Genomic DNA, 23,315 nt, shown 5'->3' on the forward strand with positions numbered 1-23,315 from the left:
ACATGTTGGTGTCAGGGTAGATGTGTTGGGGTACCCTAACATTTGGCGCTTACGAAGGAGGGGTCATGATGGGAAATACCTACGGCTATATCCGTGTCAGCACGAGAGAGCAGAATGAGGACAGGCAGCTGATCGCCATACGGGAGCTGGCTGTTCCCGAAAATCATATATTTACAGACAGGCAGTCGGGCAAGGATTTTAATCGGCCGCAATATTGCCGGATGATGAGAAGGTTGAAAAAGAATGATCTGCTGTATATAAAAAGCATCGACCGTCTGGGCCGTAACTACGGAGAAATACTGGAGCAGTGGCGCGTTCTTACAAAGGAAAGGGGGATTGATATAGCGGTATTAGATATGCCGCTTCTTGATACGCGCAGAGGAAAGGACCTCATGGGGACTTTTTTAAGCGATATCGTGCTGCAGGTACTTTCATTTGTGGCGGAGAATGAGCGGGCGAATATCCGCCAGCGACAGGCTGAAGGCATTGCGGCCGCAAAAGCCAGAGGCGTCCGGTTCGGGCGTCCCCCGAGACCGCTGCCGGATAACTTCCACAGCGTCTACCGCCGTTGGAAAGTCGGCAGCATTACGGGGACGGCAGCTGCAAAGGAATGCCGGATGCCCCTTGCCACCTTCCGTTACCGGGCGGATATCTATGAAAAGGCGTTGCTGCTTAAAGGTTTATAAGAAAAGGCCGTTTACAGAAATGTGTAGTTTTCTGTAAAACAGGCTTTTTTTTCATTCAGTTTCATATTAGCATAAATCAGTATCATATTCTATTATAAAATGCGTTTTGGTATCCCGGCAGGCAGCAGTAAACGGAAATTTTGCCCGGCAACAGAAAACTACACTATATTGTCGGGAGGATATATCAGAATGTCATTTGAGGATTATGTGAGAAATATCAGAGATCTGGAGGTATGCCGCCGCCGGCTTATGAAATATCGCAGCGGCCAGTCATCAGGGCTTGCGGCGGCCCTGCCGCAGGCAGTTCCAAAGGAACATGGAACGGAGCTGCATTATATAGAAGAGCTGCTTAGAAAATATTATGATCTGAACATCCTCTCACCAAAATACCGAGGAGCTGCCGCCGTGTGTGCGATCTGCCGGTATCTGGATACAGGCAGATGCGTTTCGCTGACCGGAGAAGAGGGAGCGTGCGCACTATATGAAAAAGAACTGTACGGCCAGATGAGTTCGGAGGAGTTGGGGCAGCTATATGAAATGCAGGAGGAGCGAAGCGCAGCGGAAATATTTGGTACCTGCTCAGACTGGCTGATCAAATGGTATAAATCCGTTCGAATTGTGTAATAGGAGGCAGACAGGCCGGAACCGGTATGGTATACTCCATATAGAAAAAAGCGGCGCAGCATGCTGCGCAGACAGGAGAGATTATGGAGCACTCTATAGAAATGGACAGAATAAAATTAGGCGTCTGCTACTATCCGGAGCACTGGGATGCTTCCCTCTGGCAGGACGATCTTAGAAGGATGAAGGAATGCGGCATAGAGATGATCCGGGTGGCAGAATTTGCCTGGAGCCTGATGGAAAGGGAAGAAGGGGTATATGATTTTTCTTTCTGGGACAGGTTTTTAGAGCTGGCAGGTCAGGAGGAGATGCAGGTTATTTTCTGCACGCCCACGGCCACGCCGCCCGCCTGGCTGACGGAAAAGTATCCTGAGGTCTTAAACGCGGACGGCGACGGGCATCTGATCCGTCACGGCATGCGCCGCCACTATAACCTGACATCGATAAAATACAGAGAGCTTTGCGCCAGACTGGTGGAAAAGATGGGAGAACATTTTAACCGCTATCCCTGTATAATCGGCTGGCAGCTGGATAATGAGATCAACTGCGAGATCAGCGAGTATTACGCGCAGAGCGATCATGCGGCATTTCGCAGCTATCTTAAGGAAAAATACAAAACGCTGGATGAGCTCAATGATAAGCTTGGCACCGTGTTCTGGAATCAGACGTATACGGACTGGAACCATATCTTCCTTCCGAGACGTTCCCCGCAGGGGCTGGATATCGCCAACCCCCATCTGAAGCTGGAGCAGAAACGCTTTATATCACGGTCGGCCGTCTCTTTTCTTGCAGAACAGGCCGCGATACTTAAAGTAACGGCGGGCGGACGCTTCATCACCACCAACGGGATCTTTCAGGATATCGACTATCAGGAACTGCTGGATGCCGGCGTGGATTTCATCTGTTATGACAATTACCCCAATTTTGCCTACGACCTGTCCCATAAACCGGGGGAAGGAAACGGCATGAAGGACCGCAACAGTTCCTTTAATCTGGCCAGGGTGCGCAGCATTTCCCCCGTTTTTGGCATCATGGAGCAGCAGTCCGGGCCCGGGGGATGGAATTTCCGCATGATGCAGCCGGCGCCAAAGCCCGGCCAGATGCGCCTTTGGACCTGGCAGGCCATCGCTCACGGCGCGGATATGGTCAGCTATTTCCGCTGGCGCACCTGCAGCGTGGGCACGGAAATCTACTGGCACGGTTTAAATGACTATTCCAATCAGCCTAACCGCAGGCTGGAGGAATTAAAACGGATACATGAAGAACTCGCTAAGGCGGACGGCATCGCAGGTCATCCCTGCCGGGCCAGGGTCGCCATCCTTACCGACTGGGACAATACCTGGGACGGGGAATTTGACCTGTGGCACGGGCCGCTTAGGCAGGCCAGCATGGACGGCTGGTTCTGCGCGCTTCAGCGCAATCATATACCGTTTGATTTTGTCGATTTCAGAGATACTGCGGATGCGGCGGATCTGGCAGGCTATGAACTGATCGTCTACCCGCATGCAACCCTTCTGAACCAGAAGCGCGCGGATATACTGAAGGCTTATGCCGAACAGGGAGGACAGCTGATTCTGGGCTGCCGCAGCGGCTATAAGGATATGTACGGCAGATGCCCGATGCAGGCCATGCCGGGGCCCGCGGCGGATCTGTGCGGTGTCCGTGTGAAGGACTACACGCTGCTGGGACCGATGGATGAGGAAGAGTATCTGATCTGGGACGGCGAGCAGGTATCCGCCCCTGTGTTTAACGACATCCTGGAACCCCTGCCGGGCGCTAAGACCGCCGGAGTGTTCCGAAATAATTACTATGACGGGCAGCCGGCGCTGGTCTATAAGAAGCATGGCAGAGGCAGCGTGTGGTATTTCGGCGCCGGATTTGCCTGTGATACGGCAGAACTGTTTCTGAAAAAACTGGGAATACAATCGCCTGTATACGGCAGGCTGCTGCTTCCGGCGTCTGTGGAGCTGACCGTACGGGGCAGCCGGATGTTCCTGCTCAATTATGATAAGGAGCCCTGTGACATCACACTCAAGGAGCCTTTGCCGGAACTGCTAAGCGGCCGGAAGCTCTCGGGGAAATGTGCCATGGAGCCTTACGGTGTCTGGATTCTGCCGTTTCATGAGTGATGTATCATGAGTGATGTTTCATCAGATATCCATGCCCTTTTTGGCTGGATTATTGATGATGGAGCCGTCCGCGGTAAAACGGCTGCCGTGGCACGGGCAGTCCCAGGTCTGATCTGTCTCGTTCCAGGTCATCGTACATCCTAGATGCGGACAGGTCGGGCCAAAGCCCTTCTTCTTTTCTTCCTCCAGGGTTCCTGCTCTCATGAATTTTTTAAAGATGAGATTTTGCAGCGTGATCCCCATATCCTTAAAAAACGGGCCGGCGGCCGCTGCAATATGCAGGCGCCTGGGGGAAAAAAGTCCTTCAAATTCATTGGTTATATCTGATATTTCATCGGAAAGCATCATTGCCGCGATCATCGCCGTAGTCATCCCCCATTTCTGAAAACCGGACGCCACATAGATATGGGGCGTGGCTCTGGAATAGCGGCCGATAAACGGAAGTCCGTCATGCGGCATGGAATCCTCGTTGGACCACCTGGCGGCAATCTCCGTACCCGGGAAGAAACGTTTGGCGGCCTCTTTCAGCTGTTCGTAGCCGTTTATTTCGCTGCGCGCACCGGTTCGGTGTCCACAGCCGCCAATCAGCAGCGTGTCCCCATAGCTTCGGAAGGAAAATCCGTCTTCACCGGCGCTTAAGTACATGCCGTTTAAGGCCGGTACGGATTTAAGCGCCAGCACATAGGAAAGGCTCTGATGCATGCGGGTGAAATAAAATCCCGGCGCATTGATCATCGGATAATGGGTGGCGATCACGATATCCTGGGCTTTAACCGTATACTCCCCCTCATCCGTTTTCACCGTGAGCCGGTGGCTGTTCACATCCGTAACGAAGGAATGTTCATAGATTTCCAGTCCCCGGGCAAGGGAGGATAAAAACTTCAGCGGATGAAACTGCGCCTGTCCGCTGAAACGCACCGAACCGTCCACCGCAAAAGGAAGCTCCGTATCCGTGACAAATTCGGCGTCAATCCCGCATATTCGGGCTGCCTCCGCCTCTTCGCGGACGTTATCAGTCCCATGAATGCTGTATACATCCGCGTAGGCCGGCAGATAATCGCAGTCAATATGTTTGGATTCAATAATATGTTGATAGGACTTGATGGCCTTCTGATTCGCTTTGGCATATTGCCTTGCCCTTTCCTGACCGTAATTACGGATCAGTTTCGCATAACACAGCCCATGTTGGCTGGTGATTTTCGCTGTCGTATAAGCCGTGGCGCCCAGTCCGATCCGTCTGCCCTCCAGGATTACGACGCGTTTTCCGTGTTCAGCCAGAAAATATGCGGTCAGTATGCCCGCCAGCCCGCCGCCGACTACCGCGGCATCCGCCTCCAGATCCCTGTCAAGGGATGGAAATTCCGGGGCGTTATATTCTTTTAACCATATGGATTCCATACAATATCACCTCTTGCATAGGATTTCCATTTTCTATTATAATATGCATAAAGATGATATTACGCAACAGTTCAGACGGCGGGAAAAATAGTGCAAAAGCAGGCGTTGAGCTTGCTCATAAGACTGTTTTTGCACTATTTTTCACATCGGATGGACATCCGATGCTTCTTGACCGGTTTCTTCGGTCAAGAAGATGAGCCGTCTGAACTGTTACGATATCCGTGTGGATCGGGAAAAGAACTTGCCAGAATATAACAAAGGTTTTATAATAAAAGCTTGTGGGGAATCGTGCCGCATTATGGAGAAAGGCGCGGTGTGCCCGGAGGTTCTTATGAAATATGTATATCAGTTTATGATTATTGCAGGCATCTCCTTTTTAGGGGAACTCTTGAATCAACTGCTGCCGCTGCCGGTTCCGGGCAGTGTCTACGGGCTGCTGATTCTGTTTTTTTGTCTGCTGACAAAAATAATCCGTCTGGATCAGGTGGAGGATGTGGGAGGATGGCTGCTTAGCATTATGCCCATCTGCTTTATCGCCGTCAGCGCCAGCATGATGACCGTTTTAAAGGACGTGCTGGGAAGCCTGGTTCAGATTTTTGTGATTGCGGTGGTGAGCACCCTGGTGGTTATGGTGGTTACCGGAAAGATGGCCCAGTTTTTGATGGAGCGAAAAAAGGACAGGCCGTCAGAAACAAAACAGAGTGCCGCTAAGACGCGGGAAAGCGAGGCGGATTATGAATGAGTTTCTGGCGCAGTCGACCTATTTCGGCTTTTTCCTAAGCATCCTTGTATACTGGTTTTGTTCCCTGGTGCAGAAGAAACTGCCCTATGCGATTTTTAATCCGCTGCTTTGGACTGTGGTCATGATCGTGGTGATCCTGTCCGTGCTTCATATTGATTATGAAGTATATAACAGCAGCGCCAAATACATCACCTATCTGCTGACGCCTGCCACGGTCTGCCTGGCGATTCCGATGTATAAGCAGATTCAGGTGCTCAAGGACAATGCATTCGCGCTGATTGTCAGCATCCTGTGCGGCTGCCTGGCCTGCGCGCTGTCCATCTTCGCAATGTGCTGGTGCTTCGGCCTGGAAACGGAGCTGTATCATTCCCTGCAGTCCAAATCCGTAACCACCGCCATCGCCATAGGCATTACAGGAGAACTGGAAGGCAGCCAGAGCATTACGATCCTTGCGGTGATGATCACGGGCCTGTTCGGCGCCATTGTCGCCAGATTTGTCTGCCGTATTTTTAAAATTACCAATCCTGTGGCTGTGGGTCTGGCCTGCGGTAATTCCGCTCATGCCATCGGCACATCCACCGCCCTTACCTTTGGAGAGGTTCAGGGGGCCATGTCCAGTCTGGCCGTTGTGGTGGCAGGAGTGATTACTGTTGTGGTGGCGCCGCTGTTTGCGGGCCTGCTATAGGAAGACCGGCCCACGGCCGGAGATACTGATCATGGAGGAAGAATGATGCTGGAATTGAAAAATATTTCCTTTGAAGTGGAAGCGGAAAAGGATACCAAGGGCATATTGAAGGATATCAGCCTGAAACTGGATGACAATAAATTTATCGCGATTACCGGCCCCAACGGAGGCGGAAAATCCACGCTGGCCAAGGTCATTGCGGGGATCGAAAAACCCACTTCCGGCCGCATACTGCTGGACGGGGAGGACATCACGGATCTTGGAATCACACAGCGGGCAAAGCTCGGCATCAGCTATGCCTTTCAGCAGCCGGTGCGCTTTAAGGGCGTGACGGTGCTGGATCTGCTTCGTCTGGCGGCAGGCAGGCGGATATCCGTCATGGGCGCCTGCGAGTATCTGTCGGAAGTCGGGCTGTGTGCCAGGGACTACATTAACCGGGAGGTTAACGCCAGCCTGTCCGGTGGGGAGTTAAAGCGCATCGAAATCGCAACAATCATCGCCAGGGGGACGAAGCTCTCTGTGTTTGATGAGCCGGAGGCAGGAATCGATCTGTGGAGCTTCCAGAATCTGATCAAGGTTTTTGAGAAGCTGCACGAGGAGATCCACGGTTCCATCATGATCATCTCCCATCAGGAGAGAATCCTGAAGATTGCCGACGAGATCGTGGTGATAGCGGCCGGCCGGATTGCAGGGCACGGATCCGGAGCAAAGATACTGCCGGAGCTTTTAAATCAGCCAGAAGGCGAGAACTGCAAGTTCTATCAGTGAGATGAAAAAGCTGCATAAAAACGGCAGGCGGCTGCGGCGGTAATAAAGAGGACAGGTGCACGGCAGTGCGCGGAAATGGAGGAACAGATGGACGCGATACAGATGCAATTGCTGGAGGCTGTGGCCGGGCTGCATGAAGTCCCGGCGGGTGCCTATAATATACGTGCGAACGGAAAGAGCGTGGAGAGAAATACCACCGCCAATATCGATATCATATCCAAGGAGGACGGGACCGGAATCGACATCCGCATCAAGCCGGGCACCAGAAACGAGAGCGTGCATATCCCGGTGGTCTTAAGCCAGTCGGGGCTGACGGAGATGGTGTATAACGATTTTTATATAGGCGAAAACGCGGATGTGACGATCATCGCCGGCTGCGGGATCCATAACGGCGGCGACGCCATGTCCAGGCATGACGGGATACACCGCTTCTTTATCGGTAAGAACGCCAGGATCAAATATGTGGAGAAGCATTATGGCAGCGGTGACGGAAAAGGCGAGAGGATCATGAATCCCCAGACCATTGTAGAGATCGATGAAGGTGGCTATATGGAGATGGATACCGTGCAGATCAAAGGCGTGGATTCCACGGAGCGCCTTACTAAGGCGTCCCTTAAAGCAGGGGCAAAGATCGTGGTTATGGAGCGCCTTATGACCCACGGCAGCCAGCATGCGGTCAGCGAGTTTTCTGTGGATTTAAACGGTGAGGATGCCGGCGCGAACATCATTTCCAGATCGGTGGCCAAGGACAGCTCCGATCAGCTGTTTATCTCCGAGATCAACGGAAATGCCAGATGCAGCGGGCATACGGAGTGCGATGCGATCATCATGGGGGATGCCAGAATCAGCGCGGTGCCCAAGATCAGCGCCAATCATCCGGATGCGGCCCTGATACATGAGGCTGCCATCGGCAAGATTGCCGGCGAGCAGATCGTAAAACTCATGACGCTGGGGCTGACGGAGGCGGAAGCGGAAGAGCAGATTGTCAACGGATTTTTGAAGTGATGCCCCATATTGCGCTGTGGGTATATTGTGAGCGGAGTTTGAGAAAATATAATTGAAAAGAGAGCATAAAAACCGAAACTTGTTAGGTAAGTTTCGGTTTTTTGGTGCACCCGGTGTTCTTAGTCTGACCATGAAGTGTTATAAAGAATTTACTCCTGCAAAGTATCCTGCTTATTTTCAGCAGCGGGCGGATTCGGGCCCTTTTTCTTAGGCGTATGCTTCTTCCAGAGCCTGCGGACCAGCAGTACGATACCGAGGATCACTGCGGCCCAGATCAGGAGATAGGGCAGGCTGCTGACGAGCCAGATGAAGAAATCCAGGAAACCGCCGGCGATATCGGCCAGGTTGCCTTCCAACCGCTGGCGTATTTCATCGAAAGTGCCGGTGGGGGCGGGCTCGGTGATCTGCTTTACTTCGGTGATGTCCATGGTGACGGTGCTGTAGGTCACCAGATTGTCATAGGTGCGCAGCTGGGATTCGTTGGACTCCAACTGGTAGCGCACTTCGGTCAGCCGTGACTGGATTTTGATGATGTCTTCCAGGTTCTCAGCCTTCTCCAGCATCGTTATGAGGGATTCCTGCTCGGCCTTCAGGGATTTGATCTTGCTTTCCGTATCCACATACTGCAAGGTTACATCCTGCACCGAGTCATGGCGCCTGGTGACATTGCCGAGAGAGGAGACACAGGTTACAAATTCGTCCAGCCGGTCCTGGGGGATACGGGCGGTCATATAGCCGTACCGGGTGTTCTGATACTGATAGCTGCTGCCGGAAATGTCGGAATTCTCTACGTACCCGCCCAGCTCCTCAATTTTGGCGGACAGGGAAGTAATCAATGAGTCAAATTCTTTGGTCTCCACAGACAGATCCACATTTTTGATGAGTTTCCGCTGGTTTTTTGGTGTGGAAGCCAGAACATCAGTTTCGCTTGTCAGAGATGTGCCGGATGAATCCATGTTTTCCGAGGCGGCCGCGGTTTCAGCCACTGTCTCGTTCCTGTAGGAGGAATTCTCACCTGTGTATGCTCCGGGGAACCCCTGTGAGTCCATGCTCTTGGCACTGCAGCCGCCCACTGTCAGAGCGATGAGCAGAACTGCCGCAGCCAGCGCGGATGCAGCGCGTCTCAGTTTCTTTTTTTCATTCATGTTACCCCTCCTCGTATAATAAGTTTAGAGCTAAAGAAATAAAGCTTTTTAATGTCACCAACCGAAGGTTGATGACCTGCGCACACTTCAGTGTGCTTCCACTTTCCATTATAGTTATCCTGTGAATGAACGTTGAAGCGTGAATACGACCGCTGTGTCTTCCTTGCCGGCCGGTATGGTCAGGCGGTAGGTGCCTGCGGGATCGTCCGGCAGCTCGTATTGCAGAAGGCTGACACCGGCATGAAATGTGCCGCCGGGAGAAAGCGTGACGTTTTCCCCGGCCGTGTCATAGCGGTCCTTCAGGGAAAGCTCCGTCCATGCGCCGTTTACAAGTGACTCCAGGCGGAATGCGGTGTTCATGGACAGTGTTTCCGCAGCCAGGTTGGTGACGGAAACCGGAAGAACGCCGTCAGCGCCAAGGGGGCCTGTGATCTCAAGAGAGGCAGAAGGTGACGGAACCGCCTGTATATCCGCGGCACTAAAGCCCGACAGATCTGTGATCCCTTCTATCTCTGTATCCGCATCGGATGCAGCCGATGCCGCCGAGGTGACGCCGGCCGCCGTTTCCTGCACGGCGTTTTCATGGCCGCTGTTCTGAGCGGGCGATGTGCTCTTCATGCGGAAAAACGGGGTGATGAAATAATTGAACCCTCCTATTATGATGAAAAGCAGGATAAGGGCCGCCGCACTTTTTAAGATCCTGTAAGCAATGCGCCGTTTTCTGCGGCTTCGCTCGCGGACCAGATCCCTGCGAAACGGATACAGCGCTTTCAGCGAATCCGGAGCCGGTATGGCCTGTATCTGTTCATCCAGGCTTTCTTTCAGAGCGTTTTGCAGCATCTGAGCGGCCTTGGAGGAAGTTGCCTGTGTCATAAGTTTACCTCTTTTCTGCGCCTTATGTTGCGCGGGTCAGAATCGTATAGCGGAAGACGGAGCCAGCATTTCCTGCAGCTTTTTTCGCGCCCGGAAGATTCTGACATTCACTGTTTTGGGAGCCACATTTAAAAAGACCGCGGTTTCCTTTTCGGACATCTGATGCAGGTATCTGCATTCCAGCACGGTCCGGTAGGATTCATCCAGGGAGCGTATGCAGGAAAGCAGATATTCGTAGTCTTCTTTTACGATCAGCTCATCCAGGAGATCTGCCTGCCGGCTGTCCGCCGAGTCGGTTTCCGGCACTTCGGAGGAAGGATCCTCCAGCCGGCCTTTTTTACGGAGGATATCGATGGCCCTGCTCTTAGCGATTGTGGCGAGATAGCGCTTCGTCTGAGGGCTGTCCACCGAGTCCACCTTATTAAGATGCTTGGTCAGCACAAGAAAAGAATCCTGGACCGCGTCCTCAGCCAGCTGATAATCATTCAGGATCTGGTTGGCCAGGTACCACATAAAATAGCGGTATTTTTCATAAAGGGCGGTGAACTTGTCTTTTTCTTCCTGTGTATCCACCAATGTTAAAAAAATCAGCATGCTCATCCTCATTTCTGCGCATATCCGGCTGTCTGTTTATAATGTAAGCGGGTATGGCAACACCTGTGCGGCGTGCACAGGCAGTTGATTGACGTCTCTCTGTCTATCATAACGTATGCGGATATACTTTTACTACAAAAATTTAATATTTTTTTAATTTGCTATGCTGCCATTACTGCTCTATAATAACCTTTAGGTTTCCGACCGACTGGTCGGACGGAATACAGCGACAGATATTAAAACATCAGGAATGGAGAAAGCCATGTTATCAAAAATTAGTGTAAAGAAGCCATATACGGTGGTTGTAGCCGTAGTGCTGATCCTGATTCTGGGATTTGTATCCTTTACCAACATGACGACAGATCTGCTGCCCAGCATGAATCTGCCTTATGCGATCGTTATGACCACCTATGTGGGGGCGAGTCCCGAGGAGGTGGAGACAGCGGTGACCAAGCCCATAGAGTCGGCCATGGCCACGGTCAGCAATATACAGAATATCAGTTCCGTATCCAGTGAAAACTATTCCATGGTTATACTGGAGTTTGCGGAAACGACGAATATGGATTCCGTCACCATCGAGATGAGGGAAAGCCTGGATCAGATCGGCGCTTACTGGGACGATTCGGTGGGCAGCCCGATTATCATGAAACTGAACCCGGATATGCTGCCGGTTATGGTGGCGGCGGTGGATGCCGACGGCCTTACCAGCGCTCAGGTGACCCGTCTGGTGCAGGACAGCCTGTCCCAGGAGCTGGAGAGCCTGGAGGGAGTGGCTTCAGTCTCCACCACCGGCGATATTGAAGAAACCATTCAGGTAATCCTGCGCCCGGAGAAGATTGAAGAGGTTAATAACAGGATCCGCGCGTCGCTGGACAGTAAATTCCAGGAGGCCCAGGAAGAGATGGAGAAGGGCCGGGACGAGCTGGAGAGCGGTGAGAAACAGATCGATAACGGTAAACAGCAGTTGGAGAGCGGCAAACAGCAGGCATTTGATCAGATTGCGGAAGGACAGCTCAAGCTGGAGCAGGCGCAGCAGGAGATCATAAGCGGTGAAAACCAGCTGGCGATCCAGGAAGCGCTGATTTCCGATAAGGAGAACACGCTGTCCATGCTCAAGGAAGCTTTAAAAAAGCTGGAGGAAGAGGTGGACAGACTCCAGGGACAGGTAGCCGATGAGGAGAAAAAGGTGGCGGAACAGACAGCCGCCATTGAAAACGGCAGGAAGCAGATACTGGAGATGTTAAAACCGCTCGGCATTACTTCTATTCCGACATCCGCGGAGATTGAGGCGCAGCTTTCGACCCTGGACACCGGCATCAAAGCGCTGGAAGCGCAGATCGCGGAGCTGGAAGCAGCAGGCGCTGGCGAGGAACAGATCGACGCACTTAAGGCGCAGAAGGCGCAGATGGAACAGATGCGTCTTCTGTATGAAAACCTGCAGCCCGGCGTGAAAAACCTGGAAGAGGCAGAACAGCTGCTTTCCATAGAGTCCCAGGCGCTGACAGCCGCCAGAGAGGCGCTGGATAAGGGGAAGGCCGAGCTTTCCTCCATGACACAGCAGATCGGCGAGATGCAGACTGCGATCACCGGCGGCAAAGCGGCGCTGGAAGAAGCCAAAGCAAAGATCGCGGAAGGTAAACTGACGGTGAATGAGGCTATGGTGGAGCTTAGCAAAAACCAGGCTCTGGCCTCCCTTCAGATGAGCGTCTCCGAAGCGCAGTTAAACGCCGCCAAATCACAGATTGAAGCGGGTAAGACGCAGCTGGATGCGGCCGAGGAGGAATTTGAGAAAACCAAAGAAACCGCATATGACAGCGCGGATATGAGCGATGTGATCACCGCATCCATGATCAAGAACATCCTGACCGCCCAGAACTTTTCCATGCCCGCCGGCTATGTGACAGAGGACGGCGTGGACTATATGGTGAGGGTCGGAGATAAGATAGAGGAAGAGGACCAGTTGAAAAACCTGGTTCTGTTCGATCCTGCCGGCATGGGTATCGAGGACGTGGAGCCGATCAGGCTTTCGGATGTGGCCGATGTGTTCACCACGGATAATTCGGATGAGGTCTATGCCAAGATCAACGGCAATCCGGGCATTATCATGACCATGCAGAAGCAGACCGGATATTCCACCGGCGATGTGTCCAATAAGCTGAAGGATAAATTTGAAAAGCTGATGGCGGAGGATGAAACCCTTCATTTTACGGTGCTGATGGATCAGGGTATCTATATCGATATGGTGGTCAACTCCGTGCTTGAGAATATGGCCTTCGGCGGCCTTTTGGCCGTGCTGATCCTGCTGCTATTCCTTAGAGATTTAAAGCCCACGCTGATCATTGCCTGCTCCATCCCGATCAGCCTTCTGACAGCTGTGGTGCTGATGTATTTCAGCGGTGTTACGCTGAATATTATCTCCCTGTCCGGACTGGCCTTAGGAGTGGGTATGCTGGTGGATAACTCCATCGTCGTGATAGAGAATGTTTACCGGCTGCGGAATCAGGGCGTTCCCGCAAAGAAAGCGGCCATAGAAGGAGCGACCCAGGTGGGCGGAGCGATTATGGCATCCACCCTCACTACCGTATCCGTTTTTGCGCCGATCGTATTCACCACAGGTATCACGAGGCAGCTCTTTGTGGATATGGGACTGACCATCGCCTATTCTCTGCTGGCAAGTCTCGTGATCGCCCTGACCCTGGTGCCGATGATGTCTGCGGGAATGCTGGGCCGGTCGGTGGAAAAGAAGCACGGGATCTTCGACAGGATACAGAACGGATATGCGCTGCTGCTTAAGGGCTCGCTGAAGCTGAAACCTCTGGTTCTGATTGGCTCTGTGGTGCTGCTTGCGGTGAGCGGCGTGTGTGCGGTATCCAGAGGGACTTCCATGATGCCTGAAATGGAGAGCACCCAGGTCAGCATCACGATGAGCATGGAGGATCATACGCCTCTTGCAGATCTGGCGGCCATGTCCGACCAGGTGATTGAACGCCTGACAACGATTCCCGATGTGGAGACCGTGGGCGCGATGGCCGGAGGATCCATGATGAGCGGCATCATGGGCGGCGGAGGCGGCAGCTCCTCCGGCGCTGATTCGGTTACCATGTATCTGATTTTAAAGGAAGATAAAGAACTGACCAACGATGAACTGGCAGATGCGATCGAAGAGAAGACTGCGGATTTAAACTGTGAGCTTTCCGTCAGCACTTCCAGCATGGATATGAGCGCGCTGGGCGGCAGCGGCATATCCATACAGATTAAAGGGCGGGATCTGGATAAACTGCAGCAGATCGCAGAGGATGTGGCGGAGCTGGTGCGCGGTGTGGAAGGAACCGCGGAGGTGAGCGACGGCATAGATGAGACCACTGAGGAACTGCGCGTGATCGTCAATAAGGACAGAGCCAGCGAGCATAATCTGACCGTGGCGCAGGTGTATCAGGCCATTGCGGCAGAGCTGGCCAAATCCTCCACCGCGACCACCATATCCAACGATGTGACGGATTATGACGTGGTGGTGCACGATGGGGAGGCAGAGGAGAAGACCAGACAGGATATCCGCGATATGGTCCTTACGGTCACCGACAGAAACGGCGGGAAGGAAGAGGTAAAGCTCTCTGATGTGGCGGATTTCACGGATGCGCAGAGCATGGCGTCCATCCGCAGGAACGCTCAGAGCCGTTATATCACCGTGTCTGCGTCCATCGACAGGAATCACAATATCGGCTTGGTGGCGGCGGATGTACAGAAAGCGCTGGACGGATATAACATGCCGGAAGGCTATACGGCCAAAATGGCAGGTGAGGATGAGAGCATCAATGAGGCGATGGTCGAGCTGTTTAAGATGCTGGCGCTGGCCATTGTATTCATGTATCTGATCATGGTGGCGCAGTTCCAGTCCCTGCTTTCACCGTTTATCATCATGTTCACGATACCGCTGGCATTTACGGGAGGACTGTTCGGACTCTATTTTACTGGAAATGAAATCAGTGTGATCGCTATGATCGGCTTTGTCATGCTGTCCGGCATCATCGTGAACAACGGCATCGTGCTGGTGGACTACATCAACCAGCTGCGCCGGGACGGCATGGCGAAGAAGGAAGCCATTGTGGAGGCGGGGCGGACCCGTCTGCGCCCGATTATCATGACCGCGCTGACCACAGTGCTGGGGCTGTCCACCATGGCTATGGGAATGGGCATGGGAAGCGACATGGTGCAGCCGATGGCCATTGTTACGATCGGAGGGCTGGTGTACGGAACGCTGCTGACGCTGTTTGTGGTACCCTGTATCTATGATGTGTTCAACAGGGAGAAGAAGGGTAAGGAGCAGGAAACGGCGGAACTGGAAACAAAGGAAGAAGCGGGGGAGGATGAGGTTTGATGAAAAAGGAACTGTCTGCGAAGGTTCTGGCTCTGTATCGCGCGGTCTGCACTCTAGTGGATGAGGGCTGCGATATCAATTCGCTGACGGTGTCCCAGATCACGGAAAAGGCCGGAATCGGAAAGGGCACTGCCTATGAATATTTTAAAAGCAAAGAAGAGATTATCGTCAGAGCGCTGATCTATGATTTCAGGATAAAAGCCGGGGAGATACGGGACCGGATCTGCCAGGTCTCCTCTTTCCGGGAAAAAGTCATGGTGATATTGAACTGGCTGGAACTCAATTTCAGCGCCAACAAATCCTTCATGCAGCTGATTAAGATCGGTACGCAGTCTTTTGAGATCAAAGCAGCTTTAAAGGCGGAGTGCCAGAATGGCCTGGACAATGACGGCAGGGAGCTGATGGAAGGCATTGTAAATGAGATGATAAACTCGGGTATAAAGGAGGGGCTGATCGACGCCTCCGCAAACCGCTACTATGCCAGCGCCAGCCTGTCTTCCCAGATCGTCCAGTTTGCGGTATACTTAAGCAGTATGGATACGATTGAGGGCGTTACCGTGCAGGACGCCAAGGATTATGCGCTTGAATGTGTGTTAAAAACTTTATGATGGAAACGCCCGTACGGGCGGAAGATATTGCGGGAGGGCAAATACCATGGATTATACGGCACCGGAGAAGAAAGGCATTTCATCTAAGAAGATACAGGAGTATATTGTAGTACTTGAGAAAAACAGACTGTCCACCCATGACCTGATACTGGCCAGGGGGGATTCTGTTGTGTTTGAAGCATACTGGGAGCCGTTTCACAGCGATTTTCTGCACCGGATGTATTCGGTCAGCAAGAGCTTTGTCTCTCTCGCGGTCGGTTTTCTTGAACAGGACAAAAAGCTGTCACTGGATGACCCGATTTCCAAATATTTTGAAGAGGAACTGAAAAAACAGCAGGACGCCAATATGAGAAACCAGACCATACGCCATATGCTGATGATGTGTACGGCCAAGCTGGAGCGCAACTGGTTTACGGCGAGAACTTCGGACAGGGTCAGGTTCTATTTTGAAAACGATACAAAGCAGTCCCGGCCGTCCGGAACTGTCTTTCAGTATGACAGCACCGGTTCCTTTATCCTGTGTGCCCTGGTGGAACGAATCAGCGGCATGCCGTTTATGGAATACCTGCGCGTAAAGCTTTTTGATAAAATCGGGGTATCCAAAGAGGCGTACTGCCTGAAGTGCCCGGGAGGCCATTCCTGGGGAGATTCCGGCGTGCTCTGCAAACCGGCGGATTTGCTGAAGATCGCGAGGTTTGTCATGAATAAGGGCAGGTGGAACGGCGAGCAGATATTGAATGAAAGATATATCAGTGAAGCCACAGCAAAGCAGGTTGACAATAATTTCTGGGATGAAGATGAATTTGACACGAAGGGCTATGGGTATCAGATCTGGAGAGCCGGTGAAAACGCATGGCTGTTTAACGGCATGGGATGTCAGTTCGCCCTGGGCATTCCGGATAAGGATCTGATCATGGTATATAACGGAGACAATCAGGGAAAAGAATCCGCTAAAAAGATCATCATTGACAGCTTCTTCGATCTGATCGTAAATACGGCAGAGGATGAAGCGATAGAAGGCGGAGAAGAGGCATACGGGCGCCTTTGCTCGTACTGCGGCGGTCTCACGCTGCAGGCCGCTTCAGGCAGCCGGCAGTCGGACTGGATGAGCCGGGTGGACAATGTCACATACCGGATGGATGATAACCCCATGGGCATTACCAGGTTGCAGCTGTCCTTTCATGGGGAGGAAGGCTGTCTGAAATATACCAACGGGCAGGGCGACAAGGAGCTGCGTTTTGGAATATGCCGCAATGTATACGGACCGTTTCCGCAGGAGGGGTATTCTGACGGGGTGGGGTCTGTCTGCGCGCCGGGCAATTTCTACAGATGCGCGGCATCAGGAGCCTGGGTGGAGCCCCATAAGCTGTATATCAAGGTGCAGGTGATCGACCGGTATTTCGGAATTCTGAATATGTTTTTCAGTTTCAGAGACAATCTGGTAGGAGTGTACATGAATAAGTCGGCAGAGGATTTCCTGAATGAGTATGCGGGATATGCCGGCGGGATAGCAGAGGTTTAAATTTTGCACTAATTAGTATTGCAAAAATCAGAACAATCGATTATAATGCAAATAAGAATTAACAGGTGTTAAAAAGCAGCTGTAAATATTTGAGTATAAGGCTTTTGTATATGCAAAAGCCTTATATAAAATGCTGATTTTAACACGTATAAAAACAATTGGAGACAAGAACTATGCAACTGGTTACATCTACAAATTCCCTCGTGCCGCTTGCACTTCTGTAGGGGCTCGGAAAGGAGAATACCATGTGTGAATCTCAATTTAAGTATACTGTGAATACACAGGAGTTTATTTCAAAATGGCTCATAAGCGATGTTATGGAAGTGCCGTTTCACGCGGAGCCTAAGCCCACTGTTTTTCCCGAATACCGTCCGGGAGTCAGTGTTAAGGATAAGGACGGAAAAGAGCGGGTATCCCCCGCCAAGCAGGAGTTCCTTGAGAGGGGGATTTTCCGGAAGGCCGGTTATCCGGCGGAAATTGTGATGGATCAGCTGTATTATCCGTTTGACACAAACCGGGTGGACTGCTCTTCCTTCTGGTCCTATCCGGCGGATATCACTTTCTATGCGAAAGCGGAGATCGAAGTTTGTGAAGACGGCTTTTGGGACTTTCGAATCTTTGCCAGCGGCGCGGTAAAGGTCTGGGTAAACGGTAAGCTGGAAGCTGAGTTTTATCCGTATGAATCCAATATCGAGCAGAACCGGGAGATCCGTTTATACTTTTGTAAAGGCAGTAACGAACTTGTAGTTGGCTGCAATGATTACGGAGAAAGAAATATACAGTTTAAATTTGGATTAAAAAATCTGGGAGAAAGACTGACTGTAAGTCTGCCCGTATCGGTGGATGCGAATAAACTGTGCAGGGTAAACGGTGTGCTTAATTCCCTGTATATGGAGAAATTAAGCTATCAAAGCGGTGCGGTTGAATTTTGCTCCGACCGGTCCTTTACGGAAGAAATGTGTTTGGATATTGACGTATGCGGTATACATAAACAACGGATGATGCATGAGGGGGACTCTATGATCGTATGGGGGGATGTGTCGGAACTTCCTATAGGATATCATGAGTTTTATATCCATACACAGGTTGGACAGTTAGAGGTGGGGGCCAGGCTGTGGGCGGAGGTGTATCCGGAGAAGATGATCACCGCAGCGCCTGCTGCGTATGAAGAACGTGCCGGAGAAGTATTGAAATTTGCGGTGGAACATTCGGGGCCGGGCATGGACCGCTACATCGCATGCCTCGCAACGGGAAGGGAAGGATATGCGGCCTGTGAGGCTGCGATGAAAAACGAGTTGTATCTGGCAGAGCACCGGGGGGATTGTGCCGATTTTGTCATGTTTAAAGTAGCATGGATTTTAAAACGGTACCGCGATCGGATTCCGGAGGAATTTGCAGCACAGCTGGAGAAAACTGTGCTCGGCTTCCGATATTGGTTCGATGAACCCGGAAATGATGCAATGTGGTTTTTCAGTGAGAACCATGCCCTGGCATTTCATACGGATGAACTGCTGGCGGGGGAACTGTATCCGGACAGAGTTTTTTCAAACAGCGGTCTGACAGGGAAAGAACACGTCGAAAAGGCAGGAAAAAGGATTGCAGAGTGGTTTGAAAAGCTGTTTGAGTATGGGTATAACGAATGGTATTCGGCCAGCTATATTGCGGTTGATATGAGAAGCTATATCACTTTATATGAATTAACCGAAAATGAAGAGATACGCAGGATGGCGCAAAAGGCTATGGATTATACCTATGAACTGTATGCCGGGAACAGTTTTGACGGGGTGCTTGGCACCTCAAACGGGCGGACCTATTCCAAGGATCTGCTGGCCAACCATACGATGTCATGTGACAGTGATATCTGGCTCGCCTGGGGATGCGGCTATCTGAACGCAAATGTGAGTCCGGCGATGTATGTCGCCATGTCGGATTACCGTCCGCCGGCCCGGCTTGAGGCCATTGCCAGATGGGAAGAGGACAGGAAGCTGCTGTTAAAGGATAAGCAGGGAACCTTCCGCGTGCCGACGGTGCTGTGCAAGAAAAAGGACTATATGCTGGGCAGCTGTGTGGCGCCCCGCACAGGATATTTCGGATCCCAGGAGCATCTGCTCAACATCTTTCTGGCGGATGCACAGACCCGCATCTGGATCAACCATCCCGGAGAGGGCAAGATCTTCGGCCTGCGCAGACCGGGGTACTTTAACGGTAACGGCCTTACGCCGCTGGTGGAACAGCAGTATAATACGGCGGTTATGAGCTATAACTTTCCGGATGAGCTGCTGCAGCGGACAGAGGTAAATTATGTCCACGCAATCTGTGACAGGAGTGTTTGTGACGAAGTTCTGCTGCAGGAAAAGTGGCTGTTTATCCGGCGCAAGACGGCTTTTGCAGCGATTTATGCTGAAAACGGGCTGCGCTTAAGCGACCGGCAGGCGCTGAAGGGAATTGAGTTCATCTCGGACGGCGTAAACGGCAGCTGGTTTATTAAGGTATCCGACGACCGTGAAGCGGGCAGCTTTGAAGCGTTTCGGGAGTACCTGTCCGCCAATCCGCCTGTGATTGAAGGTGACAGGCTGTATTATAAGGATTTTGAATACGGTGATATGCAGTTTTCTCTTATGGAGGATGGATATACATGGAAGGTTTTGAATATGCCTGCAGCGAAGGAACTTGGATTACGCAGTTTATGATCAGCCCTTTGAGAGAGATCCTGTATGAGGGCATTCCTGCTCCGTACCCACCGCAGTGTAAAGTAAACGGAGAATGGAGTCAGATTATTTCCCCCAGCCGCATGCAGTTTGTAGCGGAAGGAGAATTCGAGAAGCGCGCAGTGCAGTGGCTGGACTGTGAGAAACTGTATATGCCCTTTGAAGGGGAGAAGGTGGAGTATTCCGGCTTTTGGATGCGGGCGACAAAGCTTGATTTTGCTGCAGCCACCTGCATCGTTGCACCCAAGCCGGGTAGTTACCCTTTTAAACTGTCATCCTGCGGAGGGGTGAAGCTGTATGTAAACGGGAACTTACAGGGAAGTTTATTCGGTTATCAGAGAAATCAGGAGCAGTCATTGCCCCTCACCTTAAGCCTTGCGGAGGGGGAAAACCGCATCTATATCGAATGCAACGAACTGGCGGAACGGGATACGCAGTTTTATTTCAAACTGTGTTATCTGGGGCGGACCCCTCTTAAGGGGCAGCTGCCGGCAGAGATTGACAGAGAGCGGATCACAGAGGTACGGGCGCTGCTGGACGGCGCATATCTGGATCGGTTTAACTATCATACGCCGGATATACGCGTTCGTTTCCGGCATCCGTGTTCCGTGCCGACAGACTTAAACGTCAGACTGCAATTTGTGGATGCGCATATCCCGCTGCCTGCGCAAAGCATGCATATACGGCTGCTGCCGGAACAGACCGGCATACAGGCGGGCGGACTCATTGACCGGAAGGCCGGCATGGTGTCCGTTACGCTGTCTGTGGATGTCTGCGGCCTTACGGTCAGCCGGACGCTGCAGTTCGAATACTATGATGAGAGCATTATGGAAGAAGCGCGGGATGCCGATCCGGCGCGCAGAAAAAGAAAAGCCCTGGAATTTTTGGCCCGATACGGGGTGTCGAATTTCCAGAAGGCCCTTGCCATGTATGAAACAGGGACGGATACAGAGCAGGCGGGCCGGATCATGGAAGAAGAAATTATACGGGCTGACAGCCGGTTTGACTGCAGTGATTTCAGGCTGCCCGCATTTTTCTACGCGCTGCGCAGCGGCAAGGTGCCGGGCAGGATAAAGGAGAAGCTTCGTGAAACCATTTTAAATTACCGTTACTGGTTTGATGAACCGGGAAACGATGTGATGTGGTTTTTCAGTGAAAATCATGCCCTTTGCTTTCATGCCTGCGAGCTTTTGGCCGGGGAGATGTTTCCGGAGCGGCAGTTTTCCTACAGCGGCATGACGGGAGAAGAGCACGTGAAAAAAGCCAAAGGACTGCTGCAAAAGTGGTTCGACAACTTTTTGGAGCACGGATTCACCGAGTGGAATTCTGCAGTCTATATTCCGATTGACATAATCGGCATGACTGCGCTGTTTGAACTGGCATCCGACCCGGAGATTAAGCGGTATGCGAAAGCGGCGCTGGATAAAACCTTTGAGATCCTTGCGGTCAACAGTTTTCGCGGTATTGTCGCGGCCAGCTACGGGCGCATCTATTTTAAAAATCTGATTGGCAGGCGCACAGGTGAGGCATCGGCGCTCAACTTTATTGTCAGCGGCGAGGGCTGGCTGAACCAGCACTGTTTTTCAACGGTGCTCATGGCCTTGTCAGATTACATGCCCGGTGAGCGGATCCTGTCACTGTACCGTTCTCCTAAAGAGGGTGCGGTAAACACATCCATACAGGGGGAGACGGGAGTCAGGCTGTACAGTTATAAGGCGCCGGATTACGTGATGGCCAGCGCACAAAACTACCGTCCCGGTAAGCCCGGACTGCAGGAACATGTGTTTCAGCTGATGATAAAGGACTGCGATACACAGATCTGGATCAACCACCCCGGAGAGGCTGTTTACTTCGGGGAGGGGAGGCCTGGCTATTTTGCGGGGAACGGCACGCTGCCCAATGTATTGCAGTACAGGAACCGTGCGGTTATTATATACGATCTCTTGGATCAGGAGGTGGGGTATACCCATGCCTACTGCCCGCTTGCACAGTTTGATGAATGGGTGCAGTGCGGGGAATGGCTGTTTATGCGCAAGCAGGATATCTGTGTTTGCTTGTATGCACAAAACGGCATTGCGATAACCAAAGAGGGTCCGCTTAAATATTTTGAAGTAATCTCAAAAGGACAGCACAACGTGTGGCGTGTGGCTGTTGAGAAGATGGAAAATAGCGGAGAATTCCGCCATACGGCGGAGGCTGTGATGGCAGAACCATGGAAAGCCAGGGAATCTGAAGAAAACTGGGCTGGACTGGAAAATTTACACCTGTTATAATAGTAGGAAAGTAAGCCGCGATTGGAAATATAATCGGAGGAAGAAAGGGGTATTATTGTATGACAACAAAGGAATTGGCCGAGATTATAGGCGTTTCAAGAGTTACACTGTCAAAGGTGATTAACGGTGCGGGCGGAGTATCTCCGAAAATGGAGGAAAAAATCCGCAAGTATATTGAAATGTATAATTTTGAGCCGAACAGTCAGGCGCGCAGCCTTGTGGGGAAGGAAGAACAGATTCTCGGCTTCTTTTCCACTTATTCGGAAGAAAATGCCGGCGCCGGAGAAATATCCTCTCACTTCGCTACGGAAATGATTCATCTGGTGGTGGACAAAGCGCAGAAATCCGATTATAAAACGCTGGTATCCCTGACAAATTCCGCAAAAGATATAAAGACGATCGAGCGGTTCTTCAGCGCCAGGCTGGTGCGCGGCGCGATACTGCTCGGTTATGAGACAGGCAGCGAGGCCATAAAAAGGCTTGCCGGGCGCGGTTATCCGCTGGTGCTCGTCAATCAGGAGATGGATACAAAATTTGACAACGTTTCGGTGGTAAATATGGATGATCAGAACTGGGCATTTGCGGCGATAGAAAAGCTGGTGGAATTCGGACACAGGGATATCATCTATCTGGGCTGCAAGCGTCCGCGTTTGCCCGCGATGAGAAGACAGGACGGTGTGCAGGATGCACTCCGCCGGTATGAGGACCGAATCAGTTCTCTCACCATATTGGACGGAGATTTCAGTGAAGAAAAAGCATACAGCCAGATATATTCGATCTACAGCAGACAGGGCACGCCGAAAGCTACCGGGATATTTGCCGCCAACGATATCATGGCAATCGGGGCGATGCGCGCATTAAAATCATTAAATTACAGGATTCCGGAAGATATTTCCGTGATCGGTTTTGACGATATATCCATATCGAGGTATCTGACCCCGGGCCTGACGACGATGCGGTGCGATTTTGCCAAGATCGCATCGACCTGTGTTGACACACTGATACAGCTGATTGAAGGAAAAGGCAAAGGGCAGCACATTGAGCTCCCTGTGGAGTTCATCATGCGGGGAACCTTAGGAACCTGCGAAAACCTGCTGCTGGGCCGTTCTGTCTGAAAGAGGAACAAGAAAGGGGCTGTGGAAAAATAGAATTAGATCAACTCCTTTTTTTCACAGCCCTATGT

At 51.8% G+C, this 23,315-nt stretch carries 17 protein-coding genes; 13 read left to right on the plus strand and 4 right to left on the minus strand.

Annotated features, from left to right (window positions below):
- Positions 1–68 precede the first annotated feature (68 nt).
- The 3 genes from DWZ56_RS21760 to DWZ56_RS21770 all read left to right on the plus strand — a co-directional run bounded on the left by DWZ56_RS21760 (position 69) and on the right by DWZ56_RS21770 (position 3,436).
- A complete protein-coding gene (locus tag DWZ56_RS21760; protein WP_118558732.1) occupies positions 69–686 on the plus strand; it encodes a recombinase family protein in 618 nt (205 codons plus the stop codon).
- A 189-nt stretch (positions 687–875) separates the two neighbouring features.
- Entirely contained in the window at positions 876–1,310 is a 435-nt protein-coding gene (locus DWZ56_RS21765) for a hypothetical protein (protein WP_118558733.1), read from the plus strand.
- A 101-nt stretch (positions 1,311–1,411) separates the two neighbouring features.
- Positions 1,412–3,436, plus strand: coding sequence for a beta-galactosidase (locus DWZ56_RS21770; RefSeq protein ID WP_243095423.1), 2,025 nt, complete (start codon positions 1,412–1,414; stop codon positions 3,434–3,436).
- 21 nt (positions 3,437–3,457) lie between these two features.
- Here DWZ56_RS21770 and DWZ56_RS21775 read toward each other — a convergent pair whose 3' ends face one another.
- Positions 3,458–4,834, minus strand: a complete 1,377-nt coding sequence (locus tag DWZ56_RS21775) for an FAD-dependent oxidoreductase (protein WP_118558735.1) — start codon at positions 4,832–4,834, stop codon at positions 3,458–3,460.
- Positions 4,835–5,165: 331 nt separating this feature from the next.
- On the opposite strand from DWZ56_RS21775, the gene DWZ56_RS21780 reads away from it, so the two are divergent.
- The 4 genes from DWZ56_RS21780 to DWZ56_RS21795 all read left to right on the plus strand — a co-directional run bounded on the left by DWZ56_RS21780 (position 5,166) and on the right by DWZ56_RS21795 (position 8,034).
- Positions 5,166–5,576: a CidA/LrgA family protein gene (locus DWZ56_RS21780; protein ID WP_118558763.1), complete on the plus strand. Its 411-nt coding sequence runs from the start codon at positions 5,166–5,168 to the stop codon at positions 5,574–5,576.
- Positions 5,569–6,261, plus strand: coding sequence for an LrgB family protein (locus DWZ56_RS21785; RefSeq protein WP_118558736.1), 693 nt, complete (start codon positions 5,569–5,571; stop codon positions 6,259–6,261). The genes DWZ56_RS21780 and DWZ56_RS21785 overlap by 8 nt, the downstream gene beginning before the upstream one ends.
- Positions 6,262–6,306: 45 nt before the next feature.
- Positions 6,307–7,029: an ABC transporter ATP-binding protein gene (locus DWZ56_RS21790; protein ID WP_118558737.1), complete on the plus strand. Its 723-nt coding sequence runs from the start codon at positions 6,307–6,309 to the stop codon at positions 7,027–7,029.
- Between the two features lie 87 nt (positions 7,030–7,116).
- A complete protein-coding gene (locus tag DWZ56_RS21795; protein WP_118558764.1) occupies positions 7,117–8,034 on the plus strand; it encodes a SufB/SufD family protein in 918 nt (305 codons plus the stop codon).
- A 149-nt stretch (positions 8,035–8,183) separates the two neighbouring features.
- Here the strand turns inward: DWZ56_RS21795 and DWZ56_RS21800 are convergent, their stop codons facing one another.
- The 3 genes from DWZ56_RS21800 to DWZ56_RS21810 all read right to left on the minus strand — a co-directional run bounded on the left by DWZ56_RS21800 (position 8,184) and on the right by DWZ56_RS21810 (position 10,646).
- Positions 8,184–9,179 carry a DUF4349 domain-containing protein gene (locus DWZ56_RS21800; protein WP_118558738.1) on the minus strand — a complete coding sequence of 332 codons (996 nt, stop codon included), beginning with the start codon at positions 9,177–9,179 and terminating at the stop codon, positions 8,184–8,186.
- A 114-nt stretch (positions 9,180–9,293) separates the two neighbouring features.
- Positions 9,294–10,052 (minus strand): immunoglobulin-like domain-containing protein, encoded by a 759-nt coding sequence (locus DWZ56_RS21805; protein WP_118558739.1) that lies wholly within the window; start codon positions 10,050–10,052, stop codon positions 9,294–9,296.
- 36 nt (positions 10,053–10,088) lie between these two features.
- A complete protein-coding gene (locus tag DWZ56_RS21810; protein WP_158584688.1) occupies positions 10,089–10,646 on the minus strand; it encodes an RNA polymerase sigma factor in 558 nt (185 codons plus the stop codon).
- Positions 10,647–10,908: 262 nt separating this feature from the next.
- Between DWZ56_RS21810 and DWZ56_RS21815 the strand changes: the two genes are divergently transcribed.
- The 6 genes from DWZ56_RS21815 (at position 10,909) to DWZ56_RS21840 (ending at position 23,247) form a co-directional block, all read left to right on the plus strand.
- Positions 10,909–15,021, plus strand: a complete 4,113-nt coding sequence (locus tag DWZ56_RS21815) for an efflux RND transporter permease subunit (protein ID WP_118558741.1) — start codon at positions 10,909–10,911, stop codon at positions 15,019–15,021.
- Positions 15,021–15,629, plus strand: a complete 609-nt coding sequence (locus DWZ56_RS21820) for a TetR/AcrR family transcriptional regulator (protein ID WP_118558742.1) — start codon at positions 15,021–15,023, stop codon at positions 15,627–15,629. The genes DWZ56_RS21815 and DWZ56_RS21820 overlap by 1 nt, the downstream gene beginning before the upstream one ends.
- Before the next feature lie 46 nt (positions 15,630–15,675).
- Positions 15,676–17,151, plus strand: coding sequence for a serine hydrolase domain-containing protein (locus tag DWZ56_RS21825; protein WP_118558743.1), 1,476 nt, complete (start codon positions 15,676–15,678; stop codon positions 17,149–17,151).
- A 245-nt stretch (positions 17,152–17,396) separates the two neighbouring features.
- A complete protein-coding gene (locus DWZ56_RS21830) occupies positions 17,397–19,841 on the plus strand; it encodes a hypothetical protein (protein ID WP_118558744.1) in 2,445 nt (814 codons plus the stop codon).
- Positions 19,787–22,132 (plus strand): hypothetical protein, encoded by a 2,346-nt coding sequence (locus DWZ56_RS21835; protein ID WP_147369462.1) that lies wholly within the window; start codon positions 19,787–19,789, stop codon positions 22,130–22,132. Before DWZ56_RS21830 ends, DWZ56_RS21835 begins: the two co-directional genes overlap by 55 nt.
- 59 nt (positions 22,133–22,191) lie before the next feature.
- The gene (locus tag DWZ56_RS21840) at positions 22,192–23,247 is read left to right on the plus strand and encodes a LacI family DNA-binding transcriptional regulator (RefSeq protein ID WP_118558746.1); all 1,056 of its coding nucleotides are present in this window, start codon (positions 22,192–22,194) and stop codon (positions 23,245–23,247) included.
- Positions 23,248–23,315 lie beyond the last annotated feature (68 nt).

Origin of the sequence: Lachnotalea sp. AF33-28, assembly GCF_003477885.1 — a bacterium.
Classification (GTDB): Bacteria; Bacillota; Clostridia; order Lachnospirales; family Lachnospiraceae; genus AF33-28.

Bases quoted from the DNA above. Each gene is read 5' to 3' on its own strand.
- DWZ56_RS21770 (WP_243095423.1), top strand. From the start codon at position 1,412: ATGGACAGAATAAAATTAGGCGTCTGCTACTATCCGGAGCACTGGGAT.
- DWZ56_RS21775 (WP_118558735.1), bottom strand. From the start codon at position 4,834: ATGGAATCCATATGGTTAAAAGAATATAACGCCCCGGAATTTCCATCC.
- DWZ56_RS21835 (WP_147369462.1), top strand. From the start codon at position 19,787: ATGGAAGGTTTTGAATATGCCTGCAGCGAAGGAACTTGGATTACGCAG.
- DWZ56_RS21805 (WP_118558739.1), bottom strand. From the start codon at position 10,052: ATGACACAGGCAACTTCCTCCAAGGCCGCTCAGATGCTGCAAAACGCT.
- DWZ56_RS21790 (WP_118558737.1), top strand. From the start codon at position 6,307: ATGCTGGAATTGAAAAATATTTCCTTTGAAGTGGAAGCGGAAAAGGAT.
- DWZ56_RS21780 (WP_118558763.1), top strand. From the start codon at position 5,166: ATGAAATATGTATATCAGTTTATGATTATTGCAGGCATCTCCTTTTTA.
- DWZ56_RS21760 (WP_118558732.1), top strand. From the start codon at position 69: ATGGGAAATACCTACGGCTATATCCGTGTCAGCACGAGAGAGCAGAAT.
- DWZ56_RS21820 (WP_118558742.1), top strand. From the start codon at position 15,021: ATGAAAAAGGAACTGTCTGCGAAGGTTCTGGCTCTGTATCGCGCGGTC.
- DWZ56_RS21785 (WP_118558736.1), top strand. From the start codon at position 5,569: ATGAATGAGTTTCTGGCGCAGTCGACCTATTTCGGCTTTTTCCTAAGC.
- DWZ56_RS21840 (WP_118558746.1), top strand. From the start codon at position 22,192: ATGACAACAAAGGAATTGGCCGAGATTATAGGCGTTTCAAGAGTTACA.
- DWZ56_RS21810 (WP_158584688.1), bottom strand. From the start codon at position 10,646: ATGCTGATTTTTTTAACATTGGTGGATACACAGGAAGAAAAAGACAAG.
- DWZ56_RS21815 (WP_118558741.1), top strand. From the start codon at position 10,909: ATGTTATCAAAAATTAGTGTAAAGAAGCCATATACGGTGGTTGTAGCC.
- DWZ56_RS21830 (WP_118558744.1), top strand. From the start codon at position 17,397: ATGTGTGAATCTCAATTTAAGTATACTGTGAATACACAGGAGTTTATT.
- DWZ56_RS21800 (WP_118558738.1), bottom strand. From the start codon at position 9,179: ATGAATGAAAAAAAGAAACTGAGACGCGCTGCATCCGCGCTGGCTGCG.
- DWZ56_RS21795 (WP_118558764.1), top strand. From the start codon at position 7,117: ATGGACGCGATACAGATGCAATTGCTGGAGGCTGTGGCCGGGCTGCAT.
- DWZ56_RS21825 (WP_118558743.1), top strand. From the start codon at position 15,676: ATGGATTATACGGCACCGGAGAAGAAAGGCATTTCATCTAAGAAGATA.
- DWZ56_RS21765 (WP_118558733.1), top strand. From the start codon at position 876: ATGTCATTTGAGGATTATGTGAGAAATATCAGAGATCTGGAGGTATGC.